Raw genomic sequence first — 26363 nt, 5'->3', positions numbered from 1 at the left:
CGATTTTGAAGTCGAGGTATCTTTTTTACATTTGCACAATCTTACGATAGCTTCTTGAAGTAATCATGAAAATCAGCACATAGGCGATGAGGAAGATAGCGCAGATAGACAAGGTCACAATCAACATCATATTCGTATCTATTACACCAATCACTTTTAAAATCAGACTAAGCATATGGTAGGCAAAGGCTAGATGTATGAAGGCAAAAAGCAAAGGAAGGAAGAAAACAGTTAAAACCTGTTTGTTGATGGTTTGCTTGATTTGCTTTTGATCTAAACCGACTTTTTGCAAGATAATAAAGCGTTCACGGTCTTCGTAGCCTTCAGAAATTTGTTTGTAGTAGATGACCAGAACAGTTCCGACCATAAAGATAATGGATAGGAAAATACCGATAAAGAAGACACCACCAAAGAGGGCACTCATCTGAGAACTAGCATCTGCTAGATTGCTACCATAAACATAGCTACCTTCTGTGTCTAATTGAGCATTAAATTGATTGAGGTATTTTTCATACTCCTCAGCGACCTTGAGTTGTTCTTCTTCACTGACATTTACATTCATACCACCGTAAAACTGATTATAGATAGCCGAATCTGGGAATTGGTCCAAAAAGGCTTGTAAGTCTGGAACAACAAGGTAATTGTAATCAGCAGTCAAAATATTAAACTGATTTGGGACATGGTTCACAATGAAATCTTTATTAAATTCTTCTTTGACAGAAAATTGATGATCATTTAGAGTTAGAGCTTTCTGTCCTTTCAGTCCGTCATTTTTGGCAAAGAGACCGACCTCATTTCCTGATAGAGACAGTTTTTGACCAGTCATATTTTCATAATCTTTTTGGTCAAATACCATGAAAACCGTTGTGGGTTGGACACGATTTTGTCCTTTTTCAAAAAGTGTTAACTTATTTCCTTCTTGGTTTGCAACACCAAAGTAAGTATAACGAAGCACTTCTTTCTCTTTAATCTTATAACCTTTGTCACTTGCAAACTGGCTCAAGAGTTTGTCCAAGTCTTCTTTTTCAACATTTTGCCCTGAAACCCCAAAATCATGAGGATTTAGAACTTTTTTAAAGCTTTCTGAGGCATTGAAAATACTAGTAGCTGCTGACATGGTAACCAAGACCATTGTTGATAAGATAGCGATAGTTGCTAGTCCAACCGCATTTTTCTTCATACGGAAAATCAAGTTAGACACTGAGATAAGGTTATTTGGTTGGTAATAATATTTCTTGTTTTTCTTTAAGATTTGAAGGAAAACGGTAATTCCTGCATTAAACAATAGATAAGTACCAAAGATAACCAGTAAAACAGCTAGGAAGAAAGTTGTTAAAGCTGTAAGAGGATCTTTTACAGTAAGGGCAAGATAATAGCCAATCCCTAAACTTATAGAACCAAGAATAGTTTGGAGAGGTAAGAAACGACCTCTTTTCTCACCGCTTGCTTTCTCACGCGAGAGCTGAAGGGCATTCATACGGGCAATTCGAAGGGCATTCAGGAACATGAGACCTAGGAAAATCAAACCAAAGACAACAAGTACTGTAATGACAACTTTCATCTGGAAGGTAGCGACTAGTTCTACCTTTAATTTCATCAGTTTGAGTAGGAAAGCAAAAATCAATTTGTCAAACAAGGCTCCAATACCGATACCTGCTCCAACAGTTAGAATCCCAAATAGCACTAACTCCTTAAAGGTCATACTGATCAGGTGACGTTTCTCCAAGCCCAACATGCCATAAATCCCCAGTTCCTTGGAACGGTTTTTCATAACAAAACTATTGGCATAGAGGACGATAATGGCTGACGCAAGGGTGACGACAAACATACCAAATCCTAGAGTAGCTTGAATCGTTTCACCTCCACGGATTTCCGCAATCTTGGGATTGAAGGTCAGGGAGTAAAAGAGATAGGTGACAGTGACTGCCAAGAGAACAGCCAGCGCAAAAGGATAGTAGAGTTTGCGGTTTTTAATTAAGTTCGATACCGCTAACTTATTGGTTAATCGAAACATACTAATTCACCTCGCTTGCCATGACAGTCAAGGTATCAGAGATTTCTTGGAACATCTGACGCTCTGTCTTCTCTCCACGGTAGATTTGATTGTAAAGAATGCCGTCCTTGATAAAGAGTACACGTTTAGCTCTGCTAGCTGCTGCTGTTGAGTGGGTTACCATGAGAATGGTTTGACCACGTTCATTGATTTCATCAAAGACATCAAGTAAGGCTGCAGATGACTTGGAATCAAGGGCTCCTGTTGGTTCATCCGCAAGGAGAATTTCAGGTTCTGTGATGATGGCGCGAGCTACTGCTACACGCTGTTTTTGCCCACCTGAAATCTCGTAAGGGTATTTCTCTTGTAATTGGTTGATACCTAGATTCTCAGCTGTCACCACCAATTTCTTCATCATCTCCGTAATGGGTCTTCTTGACAAGACAAGGGGAAGCAAGATATTATCTTTTACAGAGAGAGTATCTAACAAATTAAAGTCTTGGAAGACAAATCCCAGCTTTTCACGACGGAAGCTAGAAGCCTGTGAATTTTTAATGGTTGCGGTGTCAGTTCCATTCAAGTAAACCTGACCACGAGTTGGTTTATCCAGCATAGCTAGAATATTGAGCAAAGTTGATTTACCAGAACCAGACTCACCCATGATGGCAACGTAGTCACCCTTTTCGACGGTAAAGTGAATATCCTTGAGGGCTTCTACTTGGTTGCCCTGAAAACGAGTTTTATAAATTTTTTGAACGTGTTTTACATCTAAAAGTGTCATGAGAATCTCCTTTCTTAATATCCCATCAAATGAAATGTTGCTTGCATCATAGCGCATCCCAGCTGAACGCGCTCGATATCTTTGTGGCTTGGTTTTCTTGTTTTCTTCTGTAAGATTTGTTTCATGATGTTACTCCTTTGTTCTTTATGAGTCTAGTTTACATCAAAAAAAGACCGCTTGCCATAACCTAACCTTACAAAAGAGACTTTAATCTTACATTTTTGTAAGATTGGAGGGAATATACCCATTTCATTAAAAATATTTTACCATAAAAAGAAAGTAAGAAGAAAACCCTTGCGGATACAAGGGTTCAAAAATTTTAAAATAGATTAGTCGAATTCATAGACTAACAGTAAAATAACTGTTTCTACCTCACCAAAACCAGCCTTCATTGTCGTCAATAGCTTGGGCTTCTTTGCGTTTGCGTGGGCCTGTTCCGTACATTTCTGCTTCGATTTCTTCCTTGGTTGGCATGACAGAAGCTAGGATGATATAGATAATCACGCCAAGTCCAAAGTTTGCGACTGTAAAAATAGCAAATAGAAAACGAACAAGGGTAACATCAAAGTTCCACTTATCTGACAGACCTGCCAAAACTCCTGAAATCATGCGATTTCGTCTCATTTTATAAAATTTACTGTTCATGATTTTTCCTCTTTCTGCTAGGTTAGACATAGTATATCACGGGTAGGCTCGGCTTTCATCAGTCCTCAGGCTGATTTATTAGTAGCAATTTACCTCTACAAACTCCGCAGCGATAGCGTTTGGTATCAATCCTTCTCTTGCGATGATAACTTTGCTGGCAGGATTGACAACGATAAAGTATGAGTGGTTTAGAGTGACTATTTGTCAAGGAGGGCACAAAGCGTAATCCATCCACTGCTTTCAACAGTTCCTTAAAATCCCGATCCTTGTGTTGATAGCCCTTTCCTTGAAAATAGAGGTGATAATGACAGAGTTCATGTCGGACAATTTTCCTAAAAACATCTAAACCCAGTTCCTGATAAACCTTGGGATTAAAATCCAAATGCCCATTTTTGGGGAAAAATCGCCCACCTGTCGAACGTAGACGAGAATTCCACTGGGCTTGATGGATAAAAGGTCTGCCGAAGTCTTCTAGTGAAACCTGCTTAACGTAATCAGTTAGATTCATTTGGAGCTAGGAGCGACAGATTGACTTTTTCACGTTCAGTATCGATTTTCTTGACCCAAACGGTCACCAAATCTCCAACTGACACCACTTGGCTAGGATGTTTGATAAATTTATGACTCATATGTGAAATATGAATCAAACCGTCCTCGTGAATCCCGATATCAACGAAGGCACCGAAATCAACGACGTTACGCACCACACCTTCCAGCTTCTGACCAACCACTAAATCCTTGATATCTAGGACATCTTGGCGAAGCACAGGTGCGTCAAAGGAATCACGGAAATCTCGCCCCGGTTTGAGAAGGTCAGCAATGATATCTTTAAGGGTTTCTGGACCAAGGTCTAGCTCTTGCGCCATTTCCTTGACTGAAAGGGACTTGAGTTTACTTTGGGCTTCTTCATTCAGATCCTTGATGTCCAAGCGTTTGAAGAGTTCCTTAACGGCAACGTAATTTTCTGGGTGAACTCCTGTATTATCAAGAATATTGCTACTTTCAGGGATACGAAGGAAACCAGCTGCCTGCTCAAATGCCTTGGCTCCCAGACGGGGAACTTTCTTGATTTGAGCGCGTGAAGTGATTTTTCCTTCTTCCTCACGGTATTTGACGATATTTTCAGAGATGGTTTTATTGAGTCCAGCGACATGGGAAAGAAGAGCTGGGCTGGCCGTATTGACATTGACACCGACTTGGTTAACCACCGTATCCACGACAAAATCCAGACTTTCAGACAGTTTCTTTTGACTGACATCATGCTGGTATTGACCAACACCGATTGACTTAGGATCGATTTTGACCAATTCGGCAAGGGGATCTTGCAAGCGACGGGCAATAGAGATAGCAGAACGTTTTTCAACGGTTAAGTCTGGAAACTCCTGACGAGCAAGTTCACTGGCAGAGTAGACTGAAGCACCACTTTCATTGACGATGACATAGCTGACTTCAGGGAAATCTTTCAGAACTTCCGCCACAAAGGCTTCACTTTCACGACTAGCCGTTCCATTTCCGATAGCAATGATCTCTACACCATATTGACCAATCAAGTCCGCCAGATTTTTCTTAGCTTCTTCGATTTGACGAGCTGATGCTGGTTTGACAGGATAAATGACTTGGGTCGTCAGCATTTTTCCTGTTGCATCAACGACAGCTAGCTTGGCACCTGTACGAAAGGCAGGGTCAAATCCAAGAACCACGCGCCCTTTCAGCGGAGCAACCAAGAGGAGATTGCGCAGGTTGTCAGAAAAGAGTTGGATAGCTCCTTCTTCTGCTTTCTCAGTTAATTCTGTCCGAATACGACGCTCGATAGCAGGCAAAACTTTTTTCTTAACTGACTGTTGAATAACTTCATCAATATAGGTATTTTTTACCTTGAAACGAGCAGCAAAGAAGGCAAGAATACGGTCCGTTGCATGTTCAAAACCGACCTTCAAGACACCTAGCTTCTCCCCACGATTGAGGGCCAAGGTACGATAGCCTTGCATATTCCCAACCGTCTCTGAAAAATCATAATAAATCTGAAAAACCTGCTTTTCATCAAGACTTTCATCCTTGACTTGAGAAGTGAGTTTAGAGTGTCTCAGCACCTCCTGATAAGTCATGGAACGCAAGGCCACATCTTCCGATAAGGCTTCGACCAAGATATCAACTGCTCCAGACAAGGCTTCCTTAGCAGTCGCAAATCCTTCACAAACAAACTTTTCAGCCTCCTTCTCTAAGTTCGCTACATTCTGCAAAATCAAGCGAGCAAGAGGGAATAGTCCAGCTTCACGAGCAATGGTTGCCTTGGTCCGACGTTTTTCCTTGTAAGGAAGGTAGAGTTCTTCTACGTCTGCTAATTTTTCGGCAGCTAAGATAGCTTCTTCCAACTCCTTGGTCAACTTGCCTTGTTCTTGAATCTTAGCCAAGACAGCTTCCTTACGGTCGTTTAGATTGGTCAGACTTTTATCCAAGTCGATAATGGCCTTAATCGTCACCTCATCTAGACTACCAGTCATGTCCTTGCGATAACGCGCGATAAAGGGAATAGTCGCCCCTTCAGCAGTCAAACTTAGAACAGTATCAATTTGCTTTAAAGTCACTCCCAAATCTTGGGAGATTTTTTCATATTTTTTATCCATAAATCTATTATACCACAAGCTGGAAGGCTTGCTCCAATCCTTTTCATACTCAATGAAAATTAAAAAGCAAACTAGGAAGCTAGCCGCAGGTTGCTCAAAACACCGTTTTGAGGTAGCAGATAAGACTGACGAAGTCAGCTCAAAACACCGTTTTGAGGTTGTGGATAAGACTGACGAAGTCAGTTACCTATAACTATGATATCTACGGCAAGGCGAACCTGACGTGGTTTGAAGAGATTTTCGAAGAGTATCAACTATCGAAAACAAATTAAAAAACTCCCTTTTCCTTAAAATAATAGTATAATAGAGGTAGAATTTAGAATCGAGGTACACCTATGGCTGTAAAATTTACAAAAACGGACGACTTGGACAAGATGTTTGAAGAGTTTGCGAAACTCCCTGATTTGAAACAAGTCACTTTCCCTGATGACAAAGAGAAAAAAGTCAAAGCAGAAAAGAAAAACTAGATGACTGCTTTCCAACAACTCCCATCCAGTGTACTTCAGACTGGGGCTATTTTTCTCTCTATTATCATTGAAGCCCTCCCTTTCGTGCTTATAGGAAGTATTGTTTCAGGTCTGATTGAGGTCTATATCACACCTGACAAGGTTTATCATTTTCTCCCTCGAAATCGTTGGGGGAGAATCTTTTTTGGAACTTTTATCGGGATACTTTTTCCCTCTTGTGAATGTGGAATCGTCCCCATTATCAATCGTTTTCTGGAAAAAAAGGTTCCCAGTTACACGGCTGTTCCCTTTCTTGTGACAGCACCTGTCATCAATCCCATTGTTCTCTTTGCAACCTATTCTGCCTTTGGCAACTCCTTCTATATCGCCCTGTTACGAGCTCTGGGTTCCATTCTTGTAGCTGTGATACTTGGGATTTTTCTAGGATTTTTCTGGCAAGAACCGATTCAAAAAGAAAATCGTATGGCCTGTCATGTGCATGATTTTTCTCACTTGAGTCCTGCAAAAAAAGTTTTTCAGGTCTTCGTGCAAGCCATTGATGAGTTTTTTGATACGGGTCGTTATTTAGTATTTGGCTGTCTCTTTGCTTCTGTGATACAAGTTTACGTTCCGACTCGGATTTTGACCACTATCAGTGCAACCCCTCTTTTTGCCATCCTGCTCTTGATGCTTTTAGCCTTTCTTCTTTCGCTTTGTAGTGAGGCGGATGCCTTTATCGGAGCTTCTCTTCTCTCAAGTTTCGGATTGGCACCAGTTCTGGCCTTTCTCGTCATTGGCCCAATGCTGGATATTAAAAATATTCTCATGATGAAAAATTACTTGAAAGCACGATTTATCAGTCACTTCATTACGATTGTGACTCTTGTCGTCTTAGTGTATTCTCTCTTGATTGGAGTCATCCTATGATTCGATTTTTAGTTTTAGCTGGCTATTTTGAGTTGACCATTTACCTCCATCTGTCGGGCAAATTAAACCAGTACATCAACATGCACTATTCCTATCTGGCCTATATTTCCATGGTGCTTTCCTTTATCTTGGCAGTCGTTCAATTGTATATCTGGATGAAACCAGTCAAAACCCACAGTCATTTGAACGGTCGATTGGCCAAGGTGACAAGTGTTGCTCTTCTGGCTATTCCGATTGTCGTCGGTTTAACTTTCCCAACTGTTAGCTTGGATTCTCAGACTGTTTCAGCTAAAGGATATCATTTCCCCTTATCGGAAGGAACGGATCAAGCCATTCAGACAAGCGAAGGGACGACAAGCCAGTATTTGAAACCAGATACCAGTTCTTATTTTTCAAAATCAGCCTATGAAAAGGAAATGCGAACGGCAGCGGATAAATATTTGTCCCAAGATAGCATTCAGATCACTAATGAAAACTATATGGAAGTCATGGAAGCTATCTACGACTATCCAGATGAATTTGAAGGCAAGACGGTCCAGTTTACAGGTTTTGTCTATAATGACCCCAGTCATGCTAATAGTCAATTTTTGTTCCGCTTTGGCATTATTCACTGTATCGCGGATTCCGGTGTGTATGGATTGCTGACTAAGGGAAATACCCGTCAGTATGAGAATAACACCTGGATAACAGTCAAAGGAAAACTGGTCAATCACTACCATAAAGAACTCAAACAAAACCTCCCAACCTTGGAAATCGACAGCTTTACCAAAGTCGATAAACCAGAAAATCCCTACGTGTATCGAGTGTTTTAAAAAAGTAGCCTGGAAAGGGCTACTTTTTCTATTCAAAAATAAGAATCTAAAGTATGGATAATTTTATATAAAACTCCGATTTCCTACTCAGCATCCTTCCAATTCCGAGCAATTTCTTCATCTTTATGGAGTTGATCTACCAGTTCATCAACAGAGTCAAATTTGACCATTTCACGGACACGGTCTAACCAGTAGACAATGACTGTTTCACCGTAAATGTCATCTGAAAAATCAAAAATATTGACTTCAAAACGTGGCTCTTCTCCATCGAAAGTAATATTTTTCCCGACACTCGCCATTCCACGATATCTTTTACGCTGCACTTCGATATCGACTACGTAAACACCATCTGCTGGCATATAGGTTCGATCTCTTAAAACTAAGTTTGCTGTTGGGTAACCGATAGTCCGTCCACGAGCATTCCCGTGAACAACCATTCCACGTGATGGTAGAGGAGTGCCAAGTAAATGAGCAGCTTCTCTGACATCTCCATCAAGAATAGCTTGACGAATACGAGTAGAACTGATTTTCCCCTTTTCATCCTCAACGGGCGGAACAATGATGATTTCTCCATCAAAATAGTCCTTCAAGTCGTCAGCAGTTTTCTTATCAGAACCAAACGTGTAATCAAATCCCGCTACAATAATCGCTGGTTTTAAAGCTCTAACATAGGTATCAAAAAACTCTTGGCCCGTTAAACTAGCAAATTTACTACTAAAGTCAAGTAAGAAAAGAGCCTCTACTCCATGCCATTTCATCTTATGCTCTCGTTCTTCATGGCTAACAATATGAAGCATTAATTCTGGCTTGTAAGGTTGCAAAGCAAGTTTAGGGGACTCTGTAAAGGTCATCACGACAACTGGTAGATAATCTTTCATAGAAGCCTTGCTAGCTACTTCAAAAAGCTTCTGATGTCCTTTGTGAATACCGTCAAAGTAGCCTAATACAAGAACTGTTTTATCAGGTACTGCGATGTCTTTTTCATTTTTTATAGGTACTGTTGTAATCATGAAACTATTATATCATAGAGAAAGCCTTTTCGCTAAAAGGAAATCCCAAATGTCGTTTTTTGCCCCTGAACTGACCTTAAAAAACTTTTCAAGATGTTAGTTTTAAAAAATAGCACCTCCTAAGAGATGCTATCATTTGGTAACTAGTCTACTGTTTCTGCCAAATCTTTTAACTTCACCGAAACAATTTTTGAGACACCTGATTCTTGCATGGTCACGCCATAGATAGAATCAGCCGCCGCCATGGTTCCCTTACGGTGGGTCACGACGATAAACTGGCTATCCTTGTCAAATCGATTTAGGTAATCCCCAAAACGTTTGACATTAGCTTCGTCCAGCGCAGCTTCTACCTCATCCAAAATAACAAATGGAATGGTCTTGACACGAATAATGGAGAAGAGCAAGGCAAGAGCCGATAGAGCTTTTTCCCCACCACTCATCAGATTGAGAGACTGGATTTTCTTTCCTGGAGGTTGGACAGAAATCTCAACCCCAGCTGTCAACAAGTCTCCCTCAGTCAAGATTAAGTCTGCCTGACCTCCACCAAACATCTGCTTGAAGGTCACTTTAAAGGACTCACGAATAGCTTCAAAGGTTGATTTAAAGCGTTCCTTGACCTCATCATTCATCTCTGTAATGGTCTCAAGAAGCAAGTTTTTCGCTGACAAAATGTCATCACGTTGACTATTCAAGAAATCCAGACGGTTGTGGACTTCATCATACTGGTCAATAGCTTCTACATTGACAGGCCCCAGTGAGCGAATAGACTTCTCTAAATCCTTAACCTCTTGTTCTGCCAGATTGAGATTTTCTAACTCATGCGCTTTTTCTAGAGCTTCAGTGTAGCTAATCTGGTACTGGTCTGTTAATTGAGCTTGTAGATAGCGCAAGCGTTCGCTGACCTTTTCTTTCTTGGCTTCAGCACGTGTTTGCTTGCGAATCCACTCCTCATTCTGCTGGCGAGCCTGATCCAAATGACTAGCAATATCATCTAGTTGCCCTTCAATATCATCCAACTCAAACTGCTTGCGAATCAAACCTTGTTGTAGGTTTATTTTCTGAGTTTTGGCTTCTTCTGCCTGTTGACTGAGCAATTCTGTATCAACCTTCTCCAGATTATCAACCTTTTCTTGGAGAAGACGCTGGATTTCTTCTTGTTCAATATCCAGATTATCCAATTCCTTGCTTAGACGGTCAATGTCAGCCACTTCATAACGTTTTTGCCCTTGCAGTTCTGTCTTAAACAGACGAGCTTGCGCTGCCTCTTCCTGTAAGTTTTGATAGCGTTCTTGAATGGCATTTTTGTTAGACTTAATCTCTTCAATCTCAGCTTCCAGATTTTGCTTGTCACTCGCAATAGTAGCAAGACGCTCTTGGCATTTTTCCTTATCTGCTTGCCAATCTCCGTCAAAAAGACGATCTAATTCCTCTTCTTGGAGTTTCCAAAGAGTTTCTAGCTCTTCAACTTGCTGACTGGTCTGCTGATAAGCAAGGGATAAGCCTTGCTCCTGAATACGTGCCTGCTCACCCTGAGATTTGATGGCTTCTAATCTTTCTGTCAATCTAGCCATCTCATCTTGCAAGGACTTCAAACTCGCCTCTTCTGAACGCAAGCTTGCTTCTTCTTCAGCAATTTCTTTTTGCAATTGTTCCAGTTCTGGCTTGATGAAAATGCTGTTATTCTGGCGATTGGCACCACCTGCATAAGAACCACCTGTGCGCAACTCTGTGCCATCCAGTGTCACCATACGAACCTGATAACGAACTTGACGAGTTGCTGCACGCGCATGTTCTACAGTATCAAAGATAGCCGTCGTAGCTAGCAAATTTTTGAAAATGGCTTCCAGTCTAGTATCGAATGTCACCAACTCATCTGCCATGCCCAAAAATCCCGGACTTGCAGCGATAGTATCTTGGTTCTGACTTGAAATCGTACGAGCCTTGATAGTCGTCAAGGGAAGGAAGGTTGCACGACCGGCTCTGTTTCGTTTAAGGAAATCAATAGCTTTAGTTGCCGACTCTTCATTTTCTACGATGATATGCTGGCTACTTGCCCCTAAGGCAATCTCCAGGGCAGTTTGATAGTGCACATCAAAGGTCAGGTGCTCACTAACTGCACCAATAATCCCACCAAGGCGGTCTTTTTCTTGGAGAACACTCTTAACACCCGCGTAAAAGTTGCTATGATTTCTCAGGATATTTTCCAAACTCTGAGCTCTGGCCTGCTTGTTTTTAAGACTGTCCAGACGGTCAAAGAGTTGACTTTGTTGAGCTTGATAGGAAGTTTTCTGCTCCTCTTGCTCCTTGGCAATAGCTTGGTAGTTGGCCAATAATTTCTGAACTTGCTCCTTGGCAGTTTCAAGCTCAGCCTTTTGCTGACTTGCCTTCTCTTTAGCTGTAGCCAGCTGTTCTTTGAGCTTTTCTAGTTGATCTGCTTGTTTTTGAGAAAGCTGACGACTATTTTCCAACTCGTTTTCGATGCGGGTCAGTTGGTTTGAGACATCGGCTTCTTCCTGTAAAAGCGCCACAAAGCGTTCACGTAAGAGTTCAATCATCTGATCAGGATCATCTGAAAAAGCTAGCAATTCAGCTTCTAAACGATTGAGTTTTTGATTATTTTGGATTAGATTGTGTTCTAATTGTGCCAAGTTCTCTTCTTTTTCAGCCTTTTCCTTACTTAGAACCTTTCTCTTATCTTCCAAAGTAGCCAAACGGACTTGTGCTTCCTGTTGATTCAGGGCTACTTGCTCAGATTCTAGTTTCGATAAGGCTAATTTTCTCTCTAAATCACTAATCAGACTGGTCAAATCCATCAAACTGCCTTGGTCTTTGGCCATTTCAGCCTGTAAATCTTGACGTTGCTTCTTGAGATTCTGATTTTCTTCTTCTAATTTTTCACGCTTTTGGTAATAGCTCGTCAAGAGTTCCTGAACCTGTGCCAACTCTTCTTCTGTCAACTCTAATTCAGCCTTATTTTCCTTGATTTGAGCAACCAAAACATCCAAGTAAATGGCCTTGCGTTGACCTTCTAAGTCTAGAAACTTACGAGCATTTTCAGCTTGCTTCTCAAGAGGCTTGATTTGATTATCCAACTCGTAGATAATGTCTTCAAGACGGTCTAGATTATCCTGAGTTTGTTGCAGTTTACTTTCAGTTTCTTTTCTGCGAGTCTTGTATTTTAAAACTCCAGCAGCTTCTTCAAAAATAGCTCGGCGTTCTTCAGGCTTGGAATTAAAAATTTCCTCAACCTTCCCTTGGGAAATGATGGAGAAGGAATCTCGTCCCAAACCTGTATCCAAGAAAAGATCATGAATATCACGCAGACGAACTTTCTTGCCGTCAATCTTATATTCGCTATCTCCGCTACGATAGATATGGCGTTCTACCCTGATTTCTTGACCTGCGTCCTTGATAAATCCGTCATTATTATCCAGAGTCACAACTACAGAAGCATAATTGAGCGGTTTGCGACTTTCAGTTCCAGCAAAAATGACATCCGGCATCTTGCCGCCACGGAGACTCTTAACACTTGACTCCCCCAAGGCCCAACGCAGACTTTCTGTAATATTCGACTTTCCAGATCCATTGGGTCCAACGACTGCCGTCACACCTTGGTCAAAGACAACCTTGGTCTTATCTGCAAAAGACTTGAATCCCTGAATTTCGATTTCCTTTAAATACATGAATCCAGCCCTTTCTCGACGGCATTTTTGGCAGCTTCCTGCTCTGCTAATTTCTTAGAACGACCTTGACCTTGACCGATGCTCTTGCCTTCAACCAGAACTTCTACATCAAAGATCTTATCGTGAGCAGGACCCGTTTCAGAAATTACCTGATAACGAATAGCCACATCCCCATTGACCTGAAGTAACTCTTGGAGATGGGTTTTGTAATCTGTAATCATCTCAAACTCGCCTGCTTCAACCTTAGGAATCATGACTTGATAAATAAATTCCTTGACCTTGGCCACATCCTTGTCCAAAAGGAGGGCACCGAGAAAGGCTTCAAAGGCATCACCAAGAATGGTATCACGATTGCGACCACCCGATTTTTCTTCCCCCTTACCAAGCTTGATAAACTGGTCAAACTGGCAATCACGCGCAAAACCAGCCAAACTCTCCTCGCGGACAATCATGGCACGGAGTTTAGACAAGTCACCCTCAGGTTTTTTAGGATATTTTTTATACAGATATTCTGAAATCAATAGCTGTAGAACAGCGTCTCCTAAAAATTCCAAGCGTTCATTGTGTGAAATTTTTAAGAGGCGGTGCTCATTGGCATAACTCGTATGAGTAAAGGCAGTTTCCAATAAATTTCTGTCTGCAAATTCGATTGCAAAATGATTCTTTAGTACAGTTTGTAATTCTTTCATACCAACCTCTTTCTAACTGATAACAGTCCTTTTTATTATATCAAAAAAAGCCCCCTGAGTCACTTTAAAACGGGACTGGAGGGGATTTGGGCACACTATAGAATATGATTTTCAGTTTTAAACTCTTTGAAAATCTCTTCAAACCACATCAGCTTCGCCTTGCCGTACTCAAGTACTGTCTACGGCTAACTTCCTAGTTTACTCTTTGATTTTCATTGAGTATTAGGGACAAATTTAAAGCAGTGTAAAGAAAAAAGTCCTATTAAAGGCTTTTTAGGATGTTTACATCCACCCTGAGGGAATCGAACCCCCATCTCAAGAACCGGAATCTTACGTGATATCCATTACACTAAGGGTGGAAACTTGTTTTATTATAACAAAAATTTGCTCTAATAACAAGTTTTTTTCTAGTGAGGTAGCCCGTCTTAGTGGGACGCATCCCCATTCCAGATGGAGTTTTTCACGATAACATAATCAACGTGTTTAAGGTCAGCAACCTGACGTCCACCTGCATAAGAAATAGCACTTTGAAGGTCTTGTTCCATCTCAGTTAAAGTGTCTTGCAGGTGACCTTTGGCAGGAAGCAAGATGCGTTTTCCTTCGACGTTTTTATAAGCACCCTTTTGATATTGTGAAGCTGAACCGTAGTATTCTTTGAACTGTTCGCCATCGACTTCAATCGTGTTTCCTGGACTTTCGATGTGTCCTGCAAAGAGAGAGCCAATCATGACCATGCTGGCACCGAAGCGGATAGACTTGGCAATATCGCCATGAGTACGAATTCCTCCATCAGCGATAATCGGTTTACGTGCCGCCTTAGCACACCAACGAAGAGCAGCCAACTGCCAACCACCTGTACCAAAACCAGTCTTGACCTTGGTGATGCAAACCTTACCAGGACCGATTCCAACCTTAGTAGCATCCGCACCAGCATTTTCAAGTTCACGCACGGCTTCTGGTGTTCCTACATTTCCAGCAATAACAAAGGTATCTGGCAATTCTTTCTTTATGTGTTGAATCATAGAAATCACGCTATCCGCATGACCATGGGCAATATCAATCGTGATATACTCAGGAGCATCAGCCTTGAGCTGGCTAACAAAATCATACTCATAGTCCTTAACACCGACAGAGATAGAAGCAATAAGGCCTTGCTCATGCATACGCTTAATAAAAGGAATACGTCCTTCCTCATCAAAACGATGCATAATGTAGAAGTAACCACCTTTAGCTAGTTGCTCTGCTACATTTTCATCCAAAATCGTCTGCATATTAGCTGGCACAACAGGTAGTTTAAAGGTGTGATTTCCTAGAGTGACACTTGTATCCGCTTCTGCACGGCTTTTAATCACACATTTATTTGGAATCAATTGAATATCTTCGTAATCAAAAATTGGAAATTCATTTAACATATCAATGTCTCGTTTCTTTTATAATGACCTACCTATGCTTGCGCATCTCTACGTCTTTTCCGACGTTTCCTTAATTTATTATAAACTAAAGTACAGCTTTTGTCAAATAATTTTATAAATTAAAATATAATGTTCGGATTTTTCTTGCGTAAATAAAAAAAAGAGGGGAAATTGTTTTCTCCCCACTCCTTCTCTATCCTAATAATACTCACCCTGACGGTAGTCCCATGAGTTAAAGGTATCTGACAGGTACATCATGATTTTATCAATGTCAAGTCCTTTACGGATCACAACTGGTGCTGGTGAGGTTGATCGTGCTCCTCCTTGTTCTGGAATGAGTTTGCCGTCTTTATCAACCATAGACACCATCACACCTTGCTCGTAGCGAGTTTCAATCGTTTTGTCAGGTTGGATAGAAGCAACGTAGTCGTCTGCTTCAATGACAAGATCCACTGCTCCTTCGATACGTTCTCCGATACCTTCTACCTTACCACGGTTTCCTTTTCCAGATGGGTTAGCTGATGAGGCATAGACCATCTTACCTTCTTCCCAAAGTTTGGCCGCCAATTGTTCACCAGCTTTCCCGAACTTGATAACAAAACAGCTAGTACCACGTACGTCAGTCATCAGTTCTTCACGGTCATCACCGTATGCTTTTAGTTTTTCAAAAGCTTCTGGTTTCCAAGGAAGGATACAACCAAGAAGAATATCTTCATCCCAATGTTTTTGGTAGAAGGCTTCAATTTCTGAGTTGAGTTGAGCTAGAGCGCGAAGTTCATCCATGCTACCACAAAGTACAACACCTGGTTTGTTACGGTTACGTTCTTTAGCTTCAAATTTGCGTTCAAGTCCTGCCTTGTCACTGGTCATAATGATGTAGCCAACTTTTGTAGGACAAACGATACATCCACCCTCACCTTTTAAAATATCATAGCCTTCTTGTGAAAGTGTTCCGTTCCATTGAATGTGTTTTGTCATAGTTCTATTTCCTTTTCTATTTTTTTCTAATCCTGCCAGTAGGCTGGTCGTTGTTTTTCATAAGCAGCAATCAAATCTTCATACTGCAAGGTAATACCGATATCATCCAAACCATTTAAAAGCTTGTGTTTCCATTCGCTATCGATTTCAAAAGTGAATTCTCCAACTGGTGAGATGATTTTTTGTTGTTCCAAGTCCACAGTTACCTGGTCACTTGGTTTTAGCTGGGCCAGTTTCTCTCTAACCTCTCTGGGCTGTACAATAGGCAACATGCCATTATTGAGTTCATTATTGTAATGAATGTCCCCAAAAGATCCTGCAATCACAACCTTAAAACCATAGTCCGCTAGAGCCCAAGCGGCGTGCTCCCTCGAAGATCCTGCCCCAAAGTTATCCCCTGAGATGAGGATAGTTGCTTTACGGTATTCAGATCTGTTAAAGACAAAGTCTGGATCCTCAGTATACTTGTCATCCAGATAACGCCAAGCATACATGAGGTACTTACCAAAGCCTTTTTTATCAATTAACTTTAGAAACTGCTTGGGTAGGATTTGGTCGGTGTCGATGTTATCATTCATGAGAGGAACGGTCGTTCCCGTATAAACTGTAAATTTCTCCATATCCTCTCCTTACTGGGCTTCTGGCATTTGCCGAACATCTACGAAACGCCCTGCGATAGCTGCCGCAGCTGCCATAGCTGGACTGCAGAGATGGGTCTTAGCGCCAAAGCCTTGTCTGTCTTCAAAATTTCGATTGCTGGTTGAGGCGCAGTGAACACCAGCAGGTACCTTGTCAGGATTCATCCCTAGACACATAGAGCAACCTGGGTCTCTCCATTCAAAACCAGCATCTAGAAAGACTTTGTCCAAGCCCAATTTCTCAGCAGCTCGTTTGACAGGACGAGAGCCTGGAACTACGATAGCTGTTAGATTAGGAGCTATTTTCTTCCCTTTAACAAATCTCGCAGCCAGTTGCAAGTCGCTGAGACGAGCATTTGTACAAGAGCCGATAAAGATATAACCTAGTTCAATATCTGCTGGCTTTTGACCAGGCTCCAAATCCATATAATTGTAAGCTCGTTCATCATTCATATCCTTAATTTCTGGGAAGCTACTGTCGAAGTCAACGCCCATAGCAGGAGTTGTTCCCCAGGTTACCATAGGAGCCAAGTCAGAGACATCCATCTGGATAACCTTATCATAAACGGCAGCCTCATCACTGACAAGGGTTTTCCAATCAGCCACAGCCTCTTCAAAGTCCTCTGGAACACATTCCCGTCCCTTGAGATAATCATAGGTGGTTTGGTCCGGATTCATGATTCCCATCTTAGAACCAAACTCGATGGACATATTGCAGATGGTCATTCGCTCTTCCATGCTCAGTGCATCAATAGCTTGTCCACGATATTCCACCACGTAGCCAACACCACAAGCAACACCGTATTTGGCAATCAAGGCTAAAATGAAATCCTTGGAATAAACTCCTTTTTGAGGAACTCCAGTGAATTCAACCAACATTTTCTTGGGTTTGACCTGCCAGAGTGTCTGAGTAGCGAAGACATGCTCAACCTCACTAGTCCCAATCCCAAAAGCGATCGCTCCGAAAGCCCCGTGGGTTGCTGTATGGCTGTCTCCACAGACGATGAATTTTCCTGGTTGGGTCCGTCCAGTTTCTGGACCTACCATGTGAACGATTCCCTGCTTTTCAGAACCGTGGGCAGCATGTTCAATCCCAAATTCCTCAACATTTTCAGCAAGCTTATCAATTTGAGCCTTGGAAATGACATCTCGAATATCGTAGATATTGACCGTCGGGACATTGTGGTCAAAGGTTCCAAATGTCAAATCTGGTCGTCTCAATCTGCGACCTGCATCTCGCAAACCTTGAAAGGCTTGAGGGCTGGTCACTTCATGAATATAGTGCTGGTCCACATACATGAGTTGGGGCTGCCCCTCTTCTCCTGTGATGACATGACGGTCCCATAATTTATCAAAAATCGATTTTCCTGCCATCCATTACCTCCAAATAAAATATAAGGCTACTAGTGTGGTCATCATCCCAAGAAACCAAACTGTTTTAAAATACCATTTTCGAGTCTTGTGGTGAAAGATGATTCCTGCTAGCCAGGCACCAAAACCACCACAAGTAAAGGCTAAAATAAGTAAGATTTTCTCAGGGATGCGCCAAGCTCTTCTCCTTGCCTTGGATTTGTCAATACCATAAATCAAGAAAACCATGACATTCCAAATCAAAAGGACTAGAGTAATTTTTTCGTCTAACTTCATAACCTTGCAATAATCGCTTCTGTCATTTCCTTGGTCGAAGCCTGTCCTCCTATATCTCTCGTTAAAATTCCAGCTGCCAAACTTGCCTCAACAGCACGCTCGATACGCTCTGCATCCTCATAACGTCCAAAGCTGTCTCTCAGCATCATGGCCACCGATAAAATCATGGAGATAGGATTGGCAATTCCTTGACCAGCAATATCAGGTGCTGAACCATGAATGGGTTCATAGAGACTTGGGCCATTTTCAGAATGACTGGCTGATGGCATAACCCCAAGTGTGCCAGATAGAACGCTTGATTCATCCGAGAGAATATCTCCGAAAAGATTCTCCGTCACGATGACATCAAACTTAGCAGGATTGGTAATCATGAGCATAGCAGCTGAGTCTACCAACTGGTGTTCCAAGGTTACATCTGGAAAATCCTTTGCGACTTCCTCAGCTACTTTGCGCCAAAGTTTTGATGTTGCTAACACGTTTTGCTTATCAATGCTAGTAACGATTTTTCTTCTACTTCTTGCAATTTCAAAGGCTTTACGAATAATTCGCTCCACCTCCTCATAGCTATATTCGTTGATATCACGCGCTTTTCGCTCTTCAATAATATGATCCCCAAAGTAAATACCACCTGTCAACTCACGCACCACGACAAAGTCAACACCAGCAATTCGTTCTGGTTTGAGAGGTGACAAATGCTTAAGACTCTCAAAGATTTTGACTGGGCGAATATTGGCATAGAGATTGAGTTCCTTACGGAGAGCCAGCAAGCCTTGTTCAGGTCGAACGACTGCACCATCATACTGAGGACTACCGATAGCCGCTAGGAGAATAGCATCTGCTTCACGACATACCTTAAGGGTTTCATCAGGTAAGGGATGCCCTGCAACATCGATACCTGCACCTCCAAAAGGTCGTCTATCAATCTCATAGTCAAAACCTGTTTTTTCAGCTAGGGCTTCCAGAACCTCTAAACCGGCCTCCATGATTTCTGGGCCGATTCCGTCCCCTGCTAAAGCTACTATTTTCTTTGTCATAGCATTCTCCTTTACACACTAGGCATGTCACGGTAGGAAACACTTCGTCCCATCTCACCAGCATTCTCTTTTTGAACAAAGGTATTAGCATTGATGTAGGCAATAGCCGAAGCTTTCAACACATCGAAATCAAGCCCTGCTGCATTAAAGATGGTTTCTGTATCTCTGTTTTCAACAGTGACCAAAACCCGAGCCTGGGCATCAATTCCATCTGTCACCGCGTCAATAGTGTAGGACACCAAGCGGACGGATTGGTTAAAGAACTTGTCGATAGCGTTGAAGATAGCCTCAACGGAACCTTGCCCTGACGCATTGAAATCAATTTTCTCCCCATCCATATTAGCTAGGCTAACGAGTGCTTCGATATCATTATCCGCATGGGTTTGAAGTTGTAAATCATCAAAGTGGAATCCTTCAGGGTTTTCAACCATGGTTCCAGCTACCAGAGCACGAATATCTGCATCTGTGATTTCTTGTTTTTTATCAGCCAGCGCCTTGAACTTAACAAAGAGTGGTTTGATGTCCTCTTCTGTAAAGTCTAGGGCCAATTCTCTTAGTTTTTCGACAAAGGCATGGCGACCAGACAATTTTCCAAGTGGAAGACTATTACTCTTAACACCGACTAATTCAGGGGTGATGATTTCATAGGTAAGAGGATTTTTAAGGACTCCGTCTTGGTGAATACCAGATTCGTGAGAGAAGGCATTGCCACCAACGACGGCCTTGTTTTTAGGAACTGGAATACCTGAGAAGCGAGAAACCATTTCAGAAGTATTGATAGTTTCATTTAAAACAATGCTGGTTTCTGCTTGGTAGTAATCTTGGCGAATATTGAGAGCAACTGCAATTTCTTCCAAAGCAGCATTTCCAGCTCGCTCACCAATACCGTTGATAGTCCCCTCTACTCGTCCGGCCCCATTCTTAACAGCAGCAAGGCTATTAGCCACTGCCATTCCAAGGTCATCATGACAGTGAGGTGAATAGATAATCTGACGATCTGTCTTGACATTCTCAATCAGGTGTTTGAAGATAGCTCCGTATTCCTCTGGTGTGGTAAATCCTACCGTGTCAGGGATATTGATATAAGTCGCCCCAGCATCAACCGCTGTTTGAACAACTTGCAAGAGGAAATCCAACTCTGTTCGAGTCGCATCCTCAGGAGAGAACTCAACAATCTCAAACTTAGAACGGGCATAGGAAACATGCTCCTTAATAGCTTCCAAAATCTCTTCCTTGCTCTTATTGAGCTTATACTTTCGGTGAATCGGACTGGTAGCGATAAAGACGTGAACCTGTGGATACTTAGCGTCCTTGAGGGCCTCGTAACAAGTATCAATATCAGACTTGACAGAGCGGGCCAAACCAGTCACCGCCGTTTTTTTCAAGACCTTGGCGATTTCCTGAACCGCAGTGAATGAATCAGGACTCGCAGCTGGAAAACCAGCTTCAATTGCTGAAATGCCCCATTTCTCAAGCTGCCTTGCAATGGCAATTTTTTCCTTGATTGAAAAATTAACACCAGGTGTCTGTTCTCCATCCCGAAGGCTAGTATCTAGAAATTCAACTGTTCTCATAAGATTTCCCCTTTTCCAAATGTGGTTTTAAAAAAACATCTCGCTCAGAAGTCCAAGCGAGATGTTGATTCACTCCCGCTTGGTAAGCCAAACAGGACTAATGCATTTTGCACTAGCCCGAGTACCTCAACAACAAAGCAAATTGATTAAACTTAGCTGTTTTCATGTTTGACTTTCTCCTTCGTTTGATATCTTGTTTAGTATTTTAGCATAGGCAAAAGTGCTTGTCAAGAAAAAATCCAATATTTTCTGAAAATTTCTTCAGTAGAGAATATTTTGCTAATTGAAAGTTCTTGAAAAATCTTGAAATACTTTATTTTTTAGAGGTTAAGTTCCAACTTATTTCTATCAGTTTCAGTACTTCTTCATCTGATAAAGTATCATCAAGCACCACACTAATCCAGTAGCGTTTGTTCATATGAAAGGCTGGATAAATACCTTTACTTGAAAGCAAATCAGCTACTTGATCATGTTTGAGGTTGACTGCTTCCACTTGTCCTTCTCTGCCCTTTTCCAGCTTCCCCCAAGAAATTTTCATCCAGACGGCATACCACTTTTGATTGCCTTCATGTCTTAACACTGCCGTATCAGGCGATTTCTCCCACAGATATTCCAACTGATTACCATACTTTTCCTGAATCTGAGCCATGATACGCTTAGTCTGAGGGCAGATAAAATCCTGCACATCAAAACAAGCCCTCCGAATTTGGTAAAGAATCTCCATACAGGCCTCACGAACACTTCCAACAAAACTTCCTCTCATACTTTCCATATGAACTTGTGGATAGAGGTCACCAGTCTCCTGGTCAAAGACTTGAAAACTCACATTATCAACAGTGATGGACACAGTCATGATAAAGTCACTCTGTAAAATCTGGCAACTATAGATCCAGACTCCACTATTTTCTACAAAACCAAAAGCACGAGCATTTTCTTGATTAAACTGATAGGATTTAAAAATTTCAAACATAAGTGAAAACTGCTACCCTAAGCAGCAGTTCCTTTCTATTTTTTAAAAGACAACCTTGGTTCCGTGGAGCTGTGTCACACCAAGCAGGTCGATAAAGTTTTGACGGTTGTCAAGGTCAATTCCCCCACCTGGTAGAATTTCAATTTTACCTTTAGCATGCTCCAAAATTCTGTGATAGTGAGCAAAACGTTTTTCTAAGGAATCCCCAGACACACCAGCACGAGTTAAGATACGAGTTACTCCAGCTTGGCTGAGCCAGTCAATAGCTTCCAGTTGATCTTCATCGCTCAATTCATCAAAGGCCATGTGAAAGACAATTTCCATTCCTTTTGATGTAGCAATTAACTTCTCTAGATTAGCCTTATCCAACTTTTTATCAGCAGTTAAAGCCCCAAATACAACCCCTTGACTTCCAGCCTGCGCAGTCAATCGAATGTCTTCTAACATGATAGCAATTTCTAGGTCATTATAGACAAAGTCGCCACCACGTGGACGAATCATGGTCATGATGGTCGTATCGTAGTTAGCTGCCAATTCAACCGCTGCCTTGGTCACTCCATAGCTGGGAGTTGTCCCACCAACTGCTAGATTGTCACAAAGTTCGATTCGACGAGCTCCAGCCTGCATCGCTTTTTCAAGCAAGGTCACATTTTCAGCACAAAATTCGTAAATCATTTGATTCTCCTTGAAGATTACTTTAAATTTATTATATCATATTGTTGTGAATATGCTTTCAATTTTATCAAGGGAAATAGTAACAAATTTTACTTATTCTTTGTCCGGAATGACCTTGAAGAGATAATAGGTGATAAAGACGGTCAAAGCTCCTAGACCGATTTTTACTGGTAAAAGAGGGGCAAAATAAATTGAAATTCCCATCAAAATGTAGATAGATACGATGATTTTTTTCTTTCGTTCACGCGCAATAGACTTAGTCTCGCGAAAATCAGCTACATATGCTTGATAGAGCTTGGTATGATAAAGCCAGTCTTCGAAACGCTTGGAACTTCTAGAGAAACAAGCAATAGACAACAAAAGAAAGGGAGTTGTAGGCAACAAGGGCAAGACAACCCCAATAATAGCCAAGGCTAGTGATAAAAAACCAATGATCAAATAGATAAAACGCATAACTTCTCCTAGTTAAAATAATCTTCTTCTAGTTTCGCATATAATGATGAATTTTGTCAAGTTCTAACCAAAAAGAGCCTGAAATTCACTTTCAGGACTCTCCTCTTATTTAATCTTTTCTTCTTCGTAATCACCATTACTGCAAACAACCTGCTTGCCACCACCACGGACTTTTTTCTCCATGAGGAAGTTGCCACATTTTGGACAGTCACGACCAACAGGTTTGTCCCAAGAGGTAAATTCACAATCTGGGTAGCGGTTGCAACCATAGAAAAGGCGGTTACGTTTTGTTTTACGCTCAATAATTTGTCCCTGATGGCAACTTGGACACTCTACACCAATCTCTTTCACGATTGCTTGGGTATGACGGCAATCTGGGAAATTGCTACAAGCGTAGAACTTACCAAAACGACCAAGTTTAATGACCATTGGACTACCACACACTTCACAGTCAAATCCAGCTGGTTCATCCTTAATCTGGATTTTTTCCATTTCTTCTTCAGCCTTGGCAACCTCTTTAGAGAATGGTTTGTAAAAGGCATCAATGACACGTTGCCACTGCTCTTTTCCAACTTCAACGTCATCCAGTTTGCCTTCCATTTCAGCTGTAAAGGTCACGTTTACGATATCTGGGAAATAGTCAACGATGAGCTTGTTAACAATTTCTCCCAACTCTGTCGGTTCAAAACGTTTGGCTACAAGGCGAACATAATAACGTTTCTGAATGGTTTCAATGGTTGGCGCGTAGGTTGACGGACGTCCAACCCCATTTTTCTCCAAGGTCTTGATCAGTGTCGCCTCAGAATAACGGGCAGGCGGTTGAGTGAAATGTTGCTCTGGTTTGCTATTGACCTGTTTGACCACATCTCCAACAGCCATATCTGGTAACATTTTATTCTTGTCAGAATCATTATAAATGGCAAGATAACCATCAAACTTAACCTGACTACCATTGGCAGCAAATTGGACCCCATTTTGAGACAATTTAACAGCCATGGTATCAAAGACAGCAGCTGTCATCTGACTCGCTACAAAACGATTCCAGATAAGGGTATAAAGCTTGAGCTGATCCTTGTCCAGATACTTAGCAATACTTTCAGGTGTATTAAAAACACTAGACGGGCGAATAGCCTCGTGGGCATCCTGAGCACCTGATGCATTTTTCACCTTGCTACCATGCTTAGAATACTTGCTACCAAAACGGTCCGTAATGAAACTTGCTGCTTCATTTTGCGCTACAGGACTGATACGAGTCGAATCGGTACGCATATAGGTAATCAAACCTTGAACACCAGAACCGATATTAATTCCTTCATAGAGCTGTTGGGCAACCATCATGGTTTTTCGAGTACGGAAATTGATTTTATTGGCAGCATCCATCTGCATAGATGAAGTGGTATAGGGTAATGGAGCATTGCGTTTGCGCTCTTTCTTATCCACCTGATCCACTGAAAAGTCTTTATTAGTCAGACGAGAGAAGACTTCCTTAACCTCATCATTGCTAGTCAGTTTCATCTTTTTGCCATCTACTCCATAGAAGGAAGCCTGGAATTGCTTGGTTCCCTTTTTAAAGACGCCATCAATTGTCCAGTATTCCTCTGGCTGGAAAGCATTGATTTCATTCTCACGGTCAATGATGAGTTTAAGAGCTATGGACTGTACGCGCCCTGCTGACAAGCCCTTCTTGACCTTCTTCCACAAAATAGGCGAAATCGAATACCCTACCAAGCGGTCCAAAACACGACGAGCCTGTTGGGCATCGACCAAGTCCATATCAATCTTACGAGGTTCTTTAAAAGCATTTTTGACCGCATCCTTGGTGATTTCATTGAAGACCACACGGTTGGCATCATTTTCATCTAAGTTGAGAATGTGAGCCAAATGCCAAGAAATCGCTTCTCCTTCACGGTCCGGGTCACTCGCCAGAAAGACTTTATTAGCTTTTTTGGCTTCTTTTTTCAAGTCATTGATAAGAGGACCTTTTCCTCGGATATTGATATATTGCGGTTCATAATTATTTTCAATATCGACTGACATACTGGATTTCTTCAAATCACGGATATGCCCGACACTGGCTAAAACCTTGTAGTTTCTGCCTAGATATTTTTCAATCGTCTTAGCCTTAGCAGGCGACTCCACGATTACTAGATTTTTTTTAACTGTTGATTTTTTCTTTTTTGTTGCCGTAGCCACAGTATCACACCTTTTCAAAGTAATAAACTTTATAAAGTGTAAACCATTTTGGCATAACTGTCAAGACTTAGCTCCTATATATAGAAGAAAAGTTTGTCTAGTAAGCGGACTTTCTTCTTATAGTCAATGAAAATCAAAGAGCAAACTAGGAAGCTAGCCGCAGGCTGTACTTGAGTACGGCAAGGTGAAGCTGACGTGGTTTGAAGAGATTTTCGAAGAGTATTAAAATTCAAATTCCGCAAGAACATCCTGCCCGCTGGTTACCAATTTTGCTCCTTCTTGAATCAAATGATGGCATCCGTCTGATAGTCCATCTAAAATGCTACCAGGAATAGCAAAGACATCGCGCCCTTCTTCCATTGCTCGCTCACAGGTAATGAGACTACCTGAACGCATCTTAGCCTCTGCTACAATCACACCACGACAAAGTCCAGCAATGATGCGATTACGAGCAGGAAAATGAAATTTTAGAGGTTGTTCACCAGGTCCATATTCACTAAGAACCAGATGGTCATTGCCGATGTAGTCTTGCAAGCGTTTATTGGCTTTAGGATAAAACACATCCAGACCTGTTCCAATCACTGCAATTGTTTTTCCGCCATTCTGAAGAGCTGCCATATGAGCTGCTGTATCAATGCCCTTGGCTAATCCACTTACGATTACCAGTTCATTTTCCAAGCCTTGAATGACTTTTTCAACTGACTTAGCTCCCTGTTTGCTACAAGCACGACTGCCCACGACTGCTACCTTCGGGAATTTCAAGAGGTCAAGATTTCCCTTGTAAAATAATAGTACAGGCGCATCATATATTTCACTCAAATCCCAAGGATAACAGTCATCTAAAATAGAAAAAGATGGAAATTTTTGAAATTCTTTCTCCAAATGCGTATCGTCTATCTGAAAATAACGTTCCATAAAAACAGCTGGATTTCTGCAACCTGATATATCTGCAATATCACCCAATAAAAGTTCCTGATCAACATTTTCACCATATTCTAGAACTGCCAAAATCTGTTGATTAGTCAAACCTGATTTTTTCAACTTATAGATTTCATAGTTTGTGATTTTCATAAATATCTCCATTTCTTTTTCTACTCATCTATTTATTCGTAAAACAAATTAAAAAGAAGACCATTTGATCTTCTTTTATTTATCTTGGTTATTTGATATTTAAAGTCT

Annotated in this window: 23 protein-coding genes and 1 tRNA gene; 3 read left to right on the top strand and 21 right to left on the bottom strand. The window is 41.4% G+C overall.

The features are described from left to right. Positions 1–25: 25 nt before the first annotated feature. The 5 genes from D7D54_RS02180 to D7D54_RS02160 form a co-directional block, all read right to left on the bottom strand. On the bottom strand, positions 26–2014 hold the full coding sequence (locus D7D54_RS02180; protein ID WP_120718719.1) for an ABC transporter permease: 1989 nt from the start codon (positions 2012–2014) through the stop codon (positions 26–28). 1 nt (position 2015) lies between these two features. Beyond that, positions 2016–2774, bottom strand: a complete 759-nt coding sequence (locus D7D54_RS02175) for an ABC transporter ATP-binding protein (protein ID WP_000173372.1) — start codon at positions 2772–2774, stop codon at positions 2016–2018. A gap of 372 nt (positions 2775–3146) precedes the next feature. Then, the gene (locus D7D54_RS02170; protein ID WP_001085048.1) at positions 3147–3419 is read right to left on the bottom strand and encodes a PspC domain-containing protein; all 273 of its coding nucleotides are present in this window, start codon (positions 3417–3419) and stop codon (positions 3147–3149) included. A 58-nt stretch (positions 3420–3477) separates the two neighbouring features. Then, the gene (locus D7D54_RS02165) at positions 3478–3927 is read right to left on the bottom strand and encodes a SprT family protein (RefSeq protein WP_061589777.1); all 450 of its coding nucleotides are present in this window, start codon (positions 3925–3927) and stop codon (positions 3478–3480) included. Then, a complete protein-coding gene (locus D7D54_RS02160; protein WP_120718718.1) occupies positions 3914–6043 on the bottom strand; it encodes a Tex family protein in 2130 nt (709 codons plus the stop codon). Before D7D54_RS02160 ends, D7D54_RS02165 begins: the two co-directional genes overlap by 14 nt. A gap of 335 nt (positions 6044–6378) precedes the next feature. Here D7D54_RS02160 and D7D54_RS09575 point away from each other — a divergent pair, with 335 nt between their 5' ends. From D7D54_RS09575 to D7D54_RS02140, 3 genes are read left to right on the top strand one after another with little or no spacing between them, the layout of a single operon-like run. Beyond that, positions 6379–6510: an SPJ_0845 family protein gene (locus D7D54_RS09575; RefSeq protein ID WP_120718717.1), complete on the top strand. Its 132-nt coding sequence runs from the start codon at positions 6379–6381 to the stop codon at positions 6508–6510. Beyond that, positions 6511–7416, top strand: coding sequence for a permease (locus tag D7D54_RS02145; RefSeq protein ID WP_120718716.1), 906 nt, complete (start codon positions 6511–6513; stop codon positions 7414–7416). Beyond that, positions 7413–8228 (top strand): TIGR03943 family putative permease subunit, encoded by an 816-nt coding sequence (locus D7D54_RS02140; RefSeq protein ID WP_120718715.1) that lies wholly within the window; start codon positions 7413–7415, stop codon positions 8226–8228. The genes D7D54_RS02145 and D7D54_RS02140 overlap by 4 nt, the downstream gene beginning before the upstream one ends. An 83-nt stretch (positions 8229–8311) precedes the next feature. Here the strand turns inward: D7D54_RS02140 and D7D54_RS02135 are convergent, their stop codons facing one another. The 16 genes from D7D54_RS02135 to dprA all read right to left on the bottom strand — a co-directional run bounded on the left by D7D54_RS02135 (position 8312) and on the right by dprA (position 26255). After that, positions 8312–9238, bottom strand: coding sequence for a bifunctional riboflavin kinase/FAD synthetase (locus D7D54_RS02135; RefSeq protein WP_120718714.1), 927 nt, complete (start codon positions 9236–9238; stop codon positions 8312–8314). A gap of 143 nt (positions 9239–9381) precedes the next feature. Further along, on the bottom strand, positions 9382–12921 hold the full coding sequence (gene smc, locus D7D54_RS02130; RefSeq protein WP_120718713.1) for a chromosome segregation protein SMC: 3540 nt from the start codon (positions 12919–12921) through the stop codon (positions 9382–9384). After that, positions 12912–13610 carry a ribonuclease III gene (gene rnc / locus D7D54_RS02125; protein WP_120718712.1) on the bottom strand — a complete coding sequence of 233 codons (699 nt, stop codon included), beginning with the start codon at positions 13608–13610 and terminating at the stop codon, positions 12912–12914. The genes smc and rnc overlap by 10 nt, the downstream gene beginning before the upstream one ends. 287 nt (positions 13611–13897) lie before the next feature. Further along, positions 13898–13969: transfer RNA gene (locus D7D54_RS02115), tRNA-Arg, on the bottom strand. A 66-nt stretch (positions 13970–14035) separates the two neighbouring features. Then, a complete protein-coding gene (locus tag D7D54_RS02110) occupies positions 14036–15022 on the bottom strand; it encodes a GMP reductase (RefSeq protein ID WP_120718711.1) in 987 nt (328 codons plus the stop codon). A 198-nt stretch (positions 15023–15220) separates the two neighbouring features. After that, a complete protein-coding gene (locus D7D54_RS02105; RefSeq protein WP_120718710.1) occupies positions 15221–16000 on the bottom strand; it encodes an L-threonylcarbamoyladenylate synthase in 780 nt (259 codons plus the stop codon). A gap of 26 nt (positions 16001–16026) precedes the next feature. Further along, complete coding sequence (gene leuD, locus D7D54_RS02100) at positions 16027–16620, bottom strand: 3-isopropylmalate dehydratase small subunit (protein WP_120718709.1); 594 nt, start codon at positions 16618–16620, stop codon at positions 16027–16029. Between the two features lie 9 nt (positions 16621–16629). Further along, positions 16630–18012 (bottom strand): 3-isopropylmalate dehydratase large subunit, encoded by a 1383-nt coding sequence (gene leuC / locus D7D54_RS02095; protein WP_120718708.1) that lies wholly within the window; start codon positions 18010–18012, stop codon positions 16630–16632. 3 nt (positions 18013–18015) lie between these two features. Further along, complete coding sequence (locus D7D54_RS02090; protein ID WP_050242775.1) at positions 18016–18285, bottom strand: DUF1294 domain-containing protein; 270 nt, start codon at positions 18283–18285, stop codon at positions 18016–18018. After that, positions 18282–19319 carry a 3-isopropylmalate dehydrogenase gene (leuB, locus tag D7D54_RS02085; RefSeq protein WP_120718707.1) on the bottom strand — a complete coding sequence of 346 codons (1038 nt, stop codon included), beginning with the start codon at positions 19317–19319 and terminating at the stop codon, positions 18282–18284. The genes D7D54_RS02090 and leuB overlap by 4 nt, the downstream gene beginning before the upstream one ends. 11 nt (positions 19320–19330) lie before the next feature. Continuing rightward, on the bottom strand, positions 19331–20893 hold the full coding sequence (locus D7D54_RS02080) for a 2-isopropylmalate synthase (protein WP_120718706.1): 1563 nt from the start codon (positions 20891–20893) through the stop codon (positions 19331–19333). A 313-nt stretch (positions 20894–21206) separates the two neighbouring features. Then, the gene (locus D7D54_RS02075; RefSeq protein ID WP_120718705.1) at positions 21207–21863 is read right to left on the bottom strand and encodes an MmcQ/YjbR family DNA-binding protein; all 657 of its coding nucleotides are present in this window, start codon (positions 21861–21863) and stop codon (positions 21207–21209) included. A gap of 42 nt (positions 21864–21905) precedes the next feature. Continuing rightward, the gene (locus D7D54_RS02070) at positions 21906–22538 is read right to left on the bottom strand and encodes a copper homeostasis protein CutC (protein WP_120718704.1); all 633 of its coding nucleotides are present in this window, start codon (positions 22536–22538) and stop codon (positions 21906–21908) included. A gap of 93 nt (positions 22539–22631) precedes the next feature. Further along, positions 22632–22991, bottom strand: coding sequence for a YbaN family protein (locus D7D54_RS02065; protein ID WP_120718703.1), 360 nt, complete (start codon positions 22989–22991; stop codon positions 22632–22634). A 105-nt stretch (positions 22992–23096) separates the two neighbouring features. After that, on the bottom strand, positions 23097–25184 hold the full coding sequence (topA, locus tag D7D54_RS02060; RefSeq protein ID WP_120718702.1) for a type I DNA topoisomerase: 2088 nt from the start codon (positions 25182–25184) through the stop codon (positions 23097–23099). 222 nt (positions 25185–25406) lie between these two features. Next, positions 25407–26255, bottom strand: a complete 849-nt coding sequence (gene dprA, locus D7D54_RS02055; RefSeq protein ID WP_120718701.1) for a DNA-processing protein DprA — start codon at positions 26253–26255, stop codon at positions 25407–25409. Between the last annotated feature and the right edge of the window lie 108 nt (positions 26256–26363).

The sequence above is a fragment of the Streptococcus chosunensis genome (assembly GCF_003626515.1).
Taxonomy (GTDB): Bacteria; Bacillota; Bacilli; order Lactobacillales; family Streptococcaceae; genus Streptococcus; species Streptococcus chosunensis.
The sequence above is the reverse complement of the archived record's forward strand: the minus strand, read 5'-3'. Positions and strand labels throughout refer to the sequence as shown.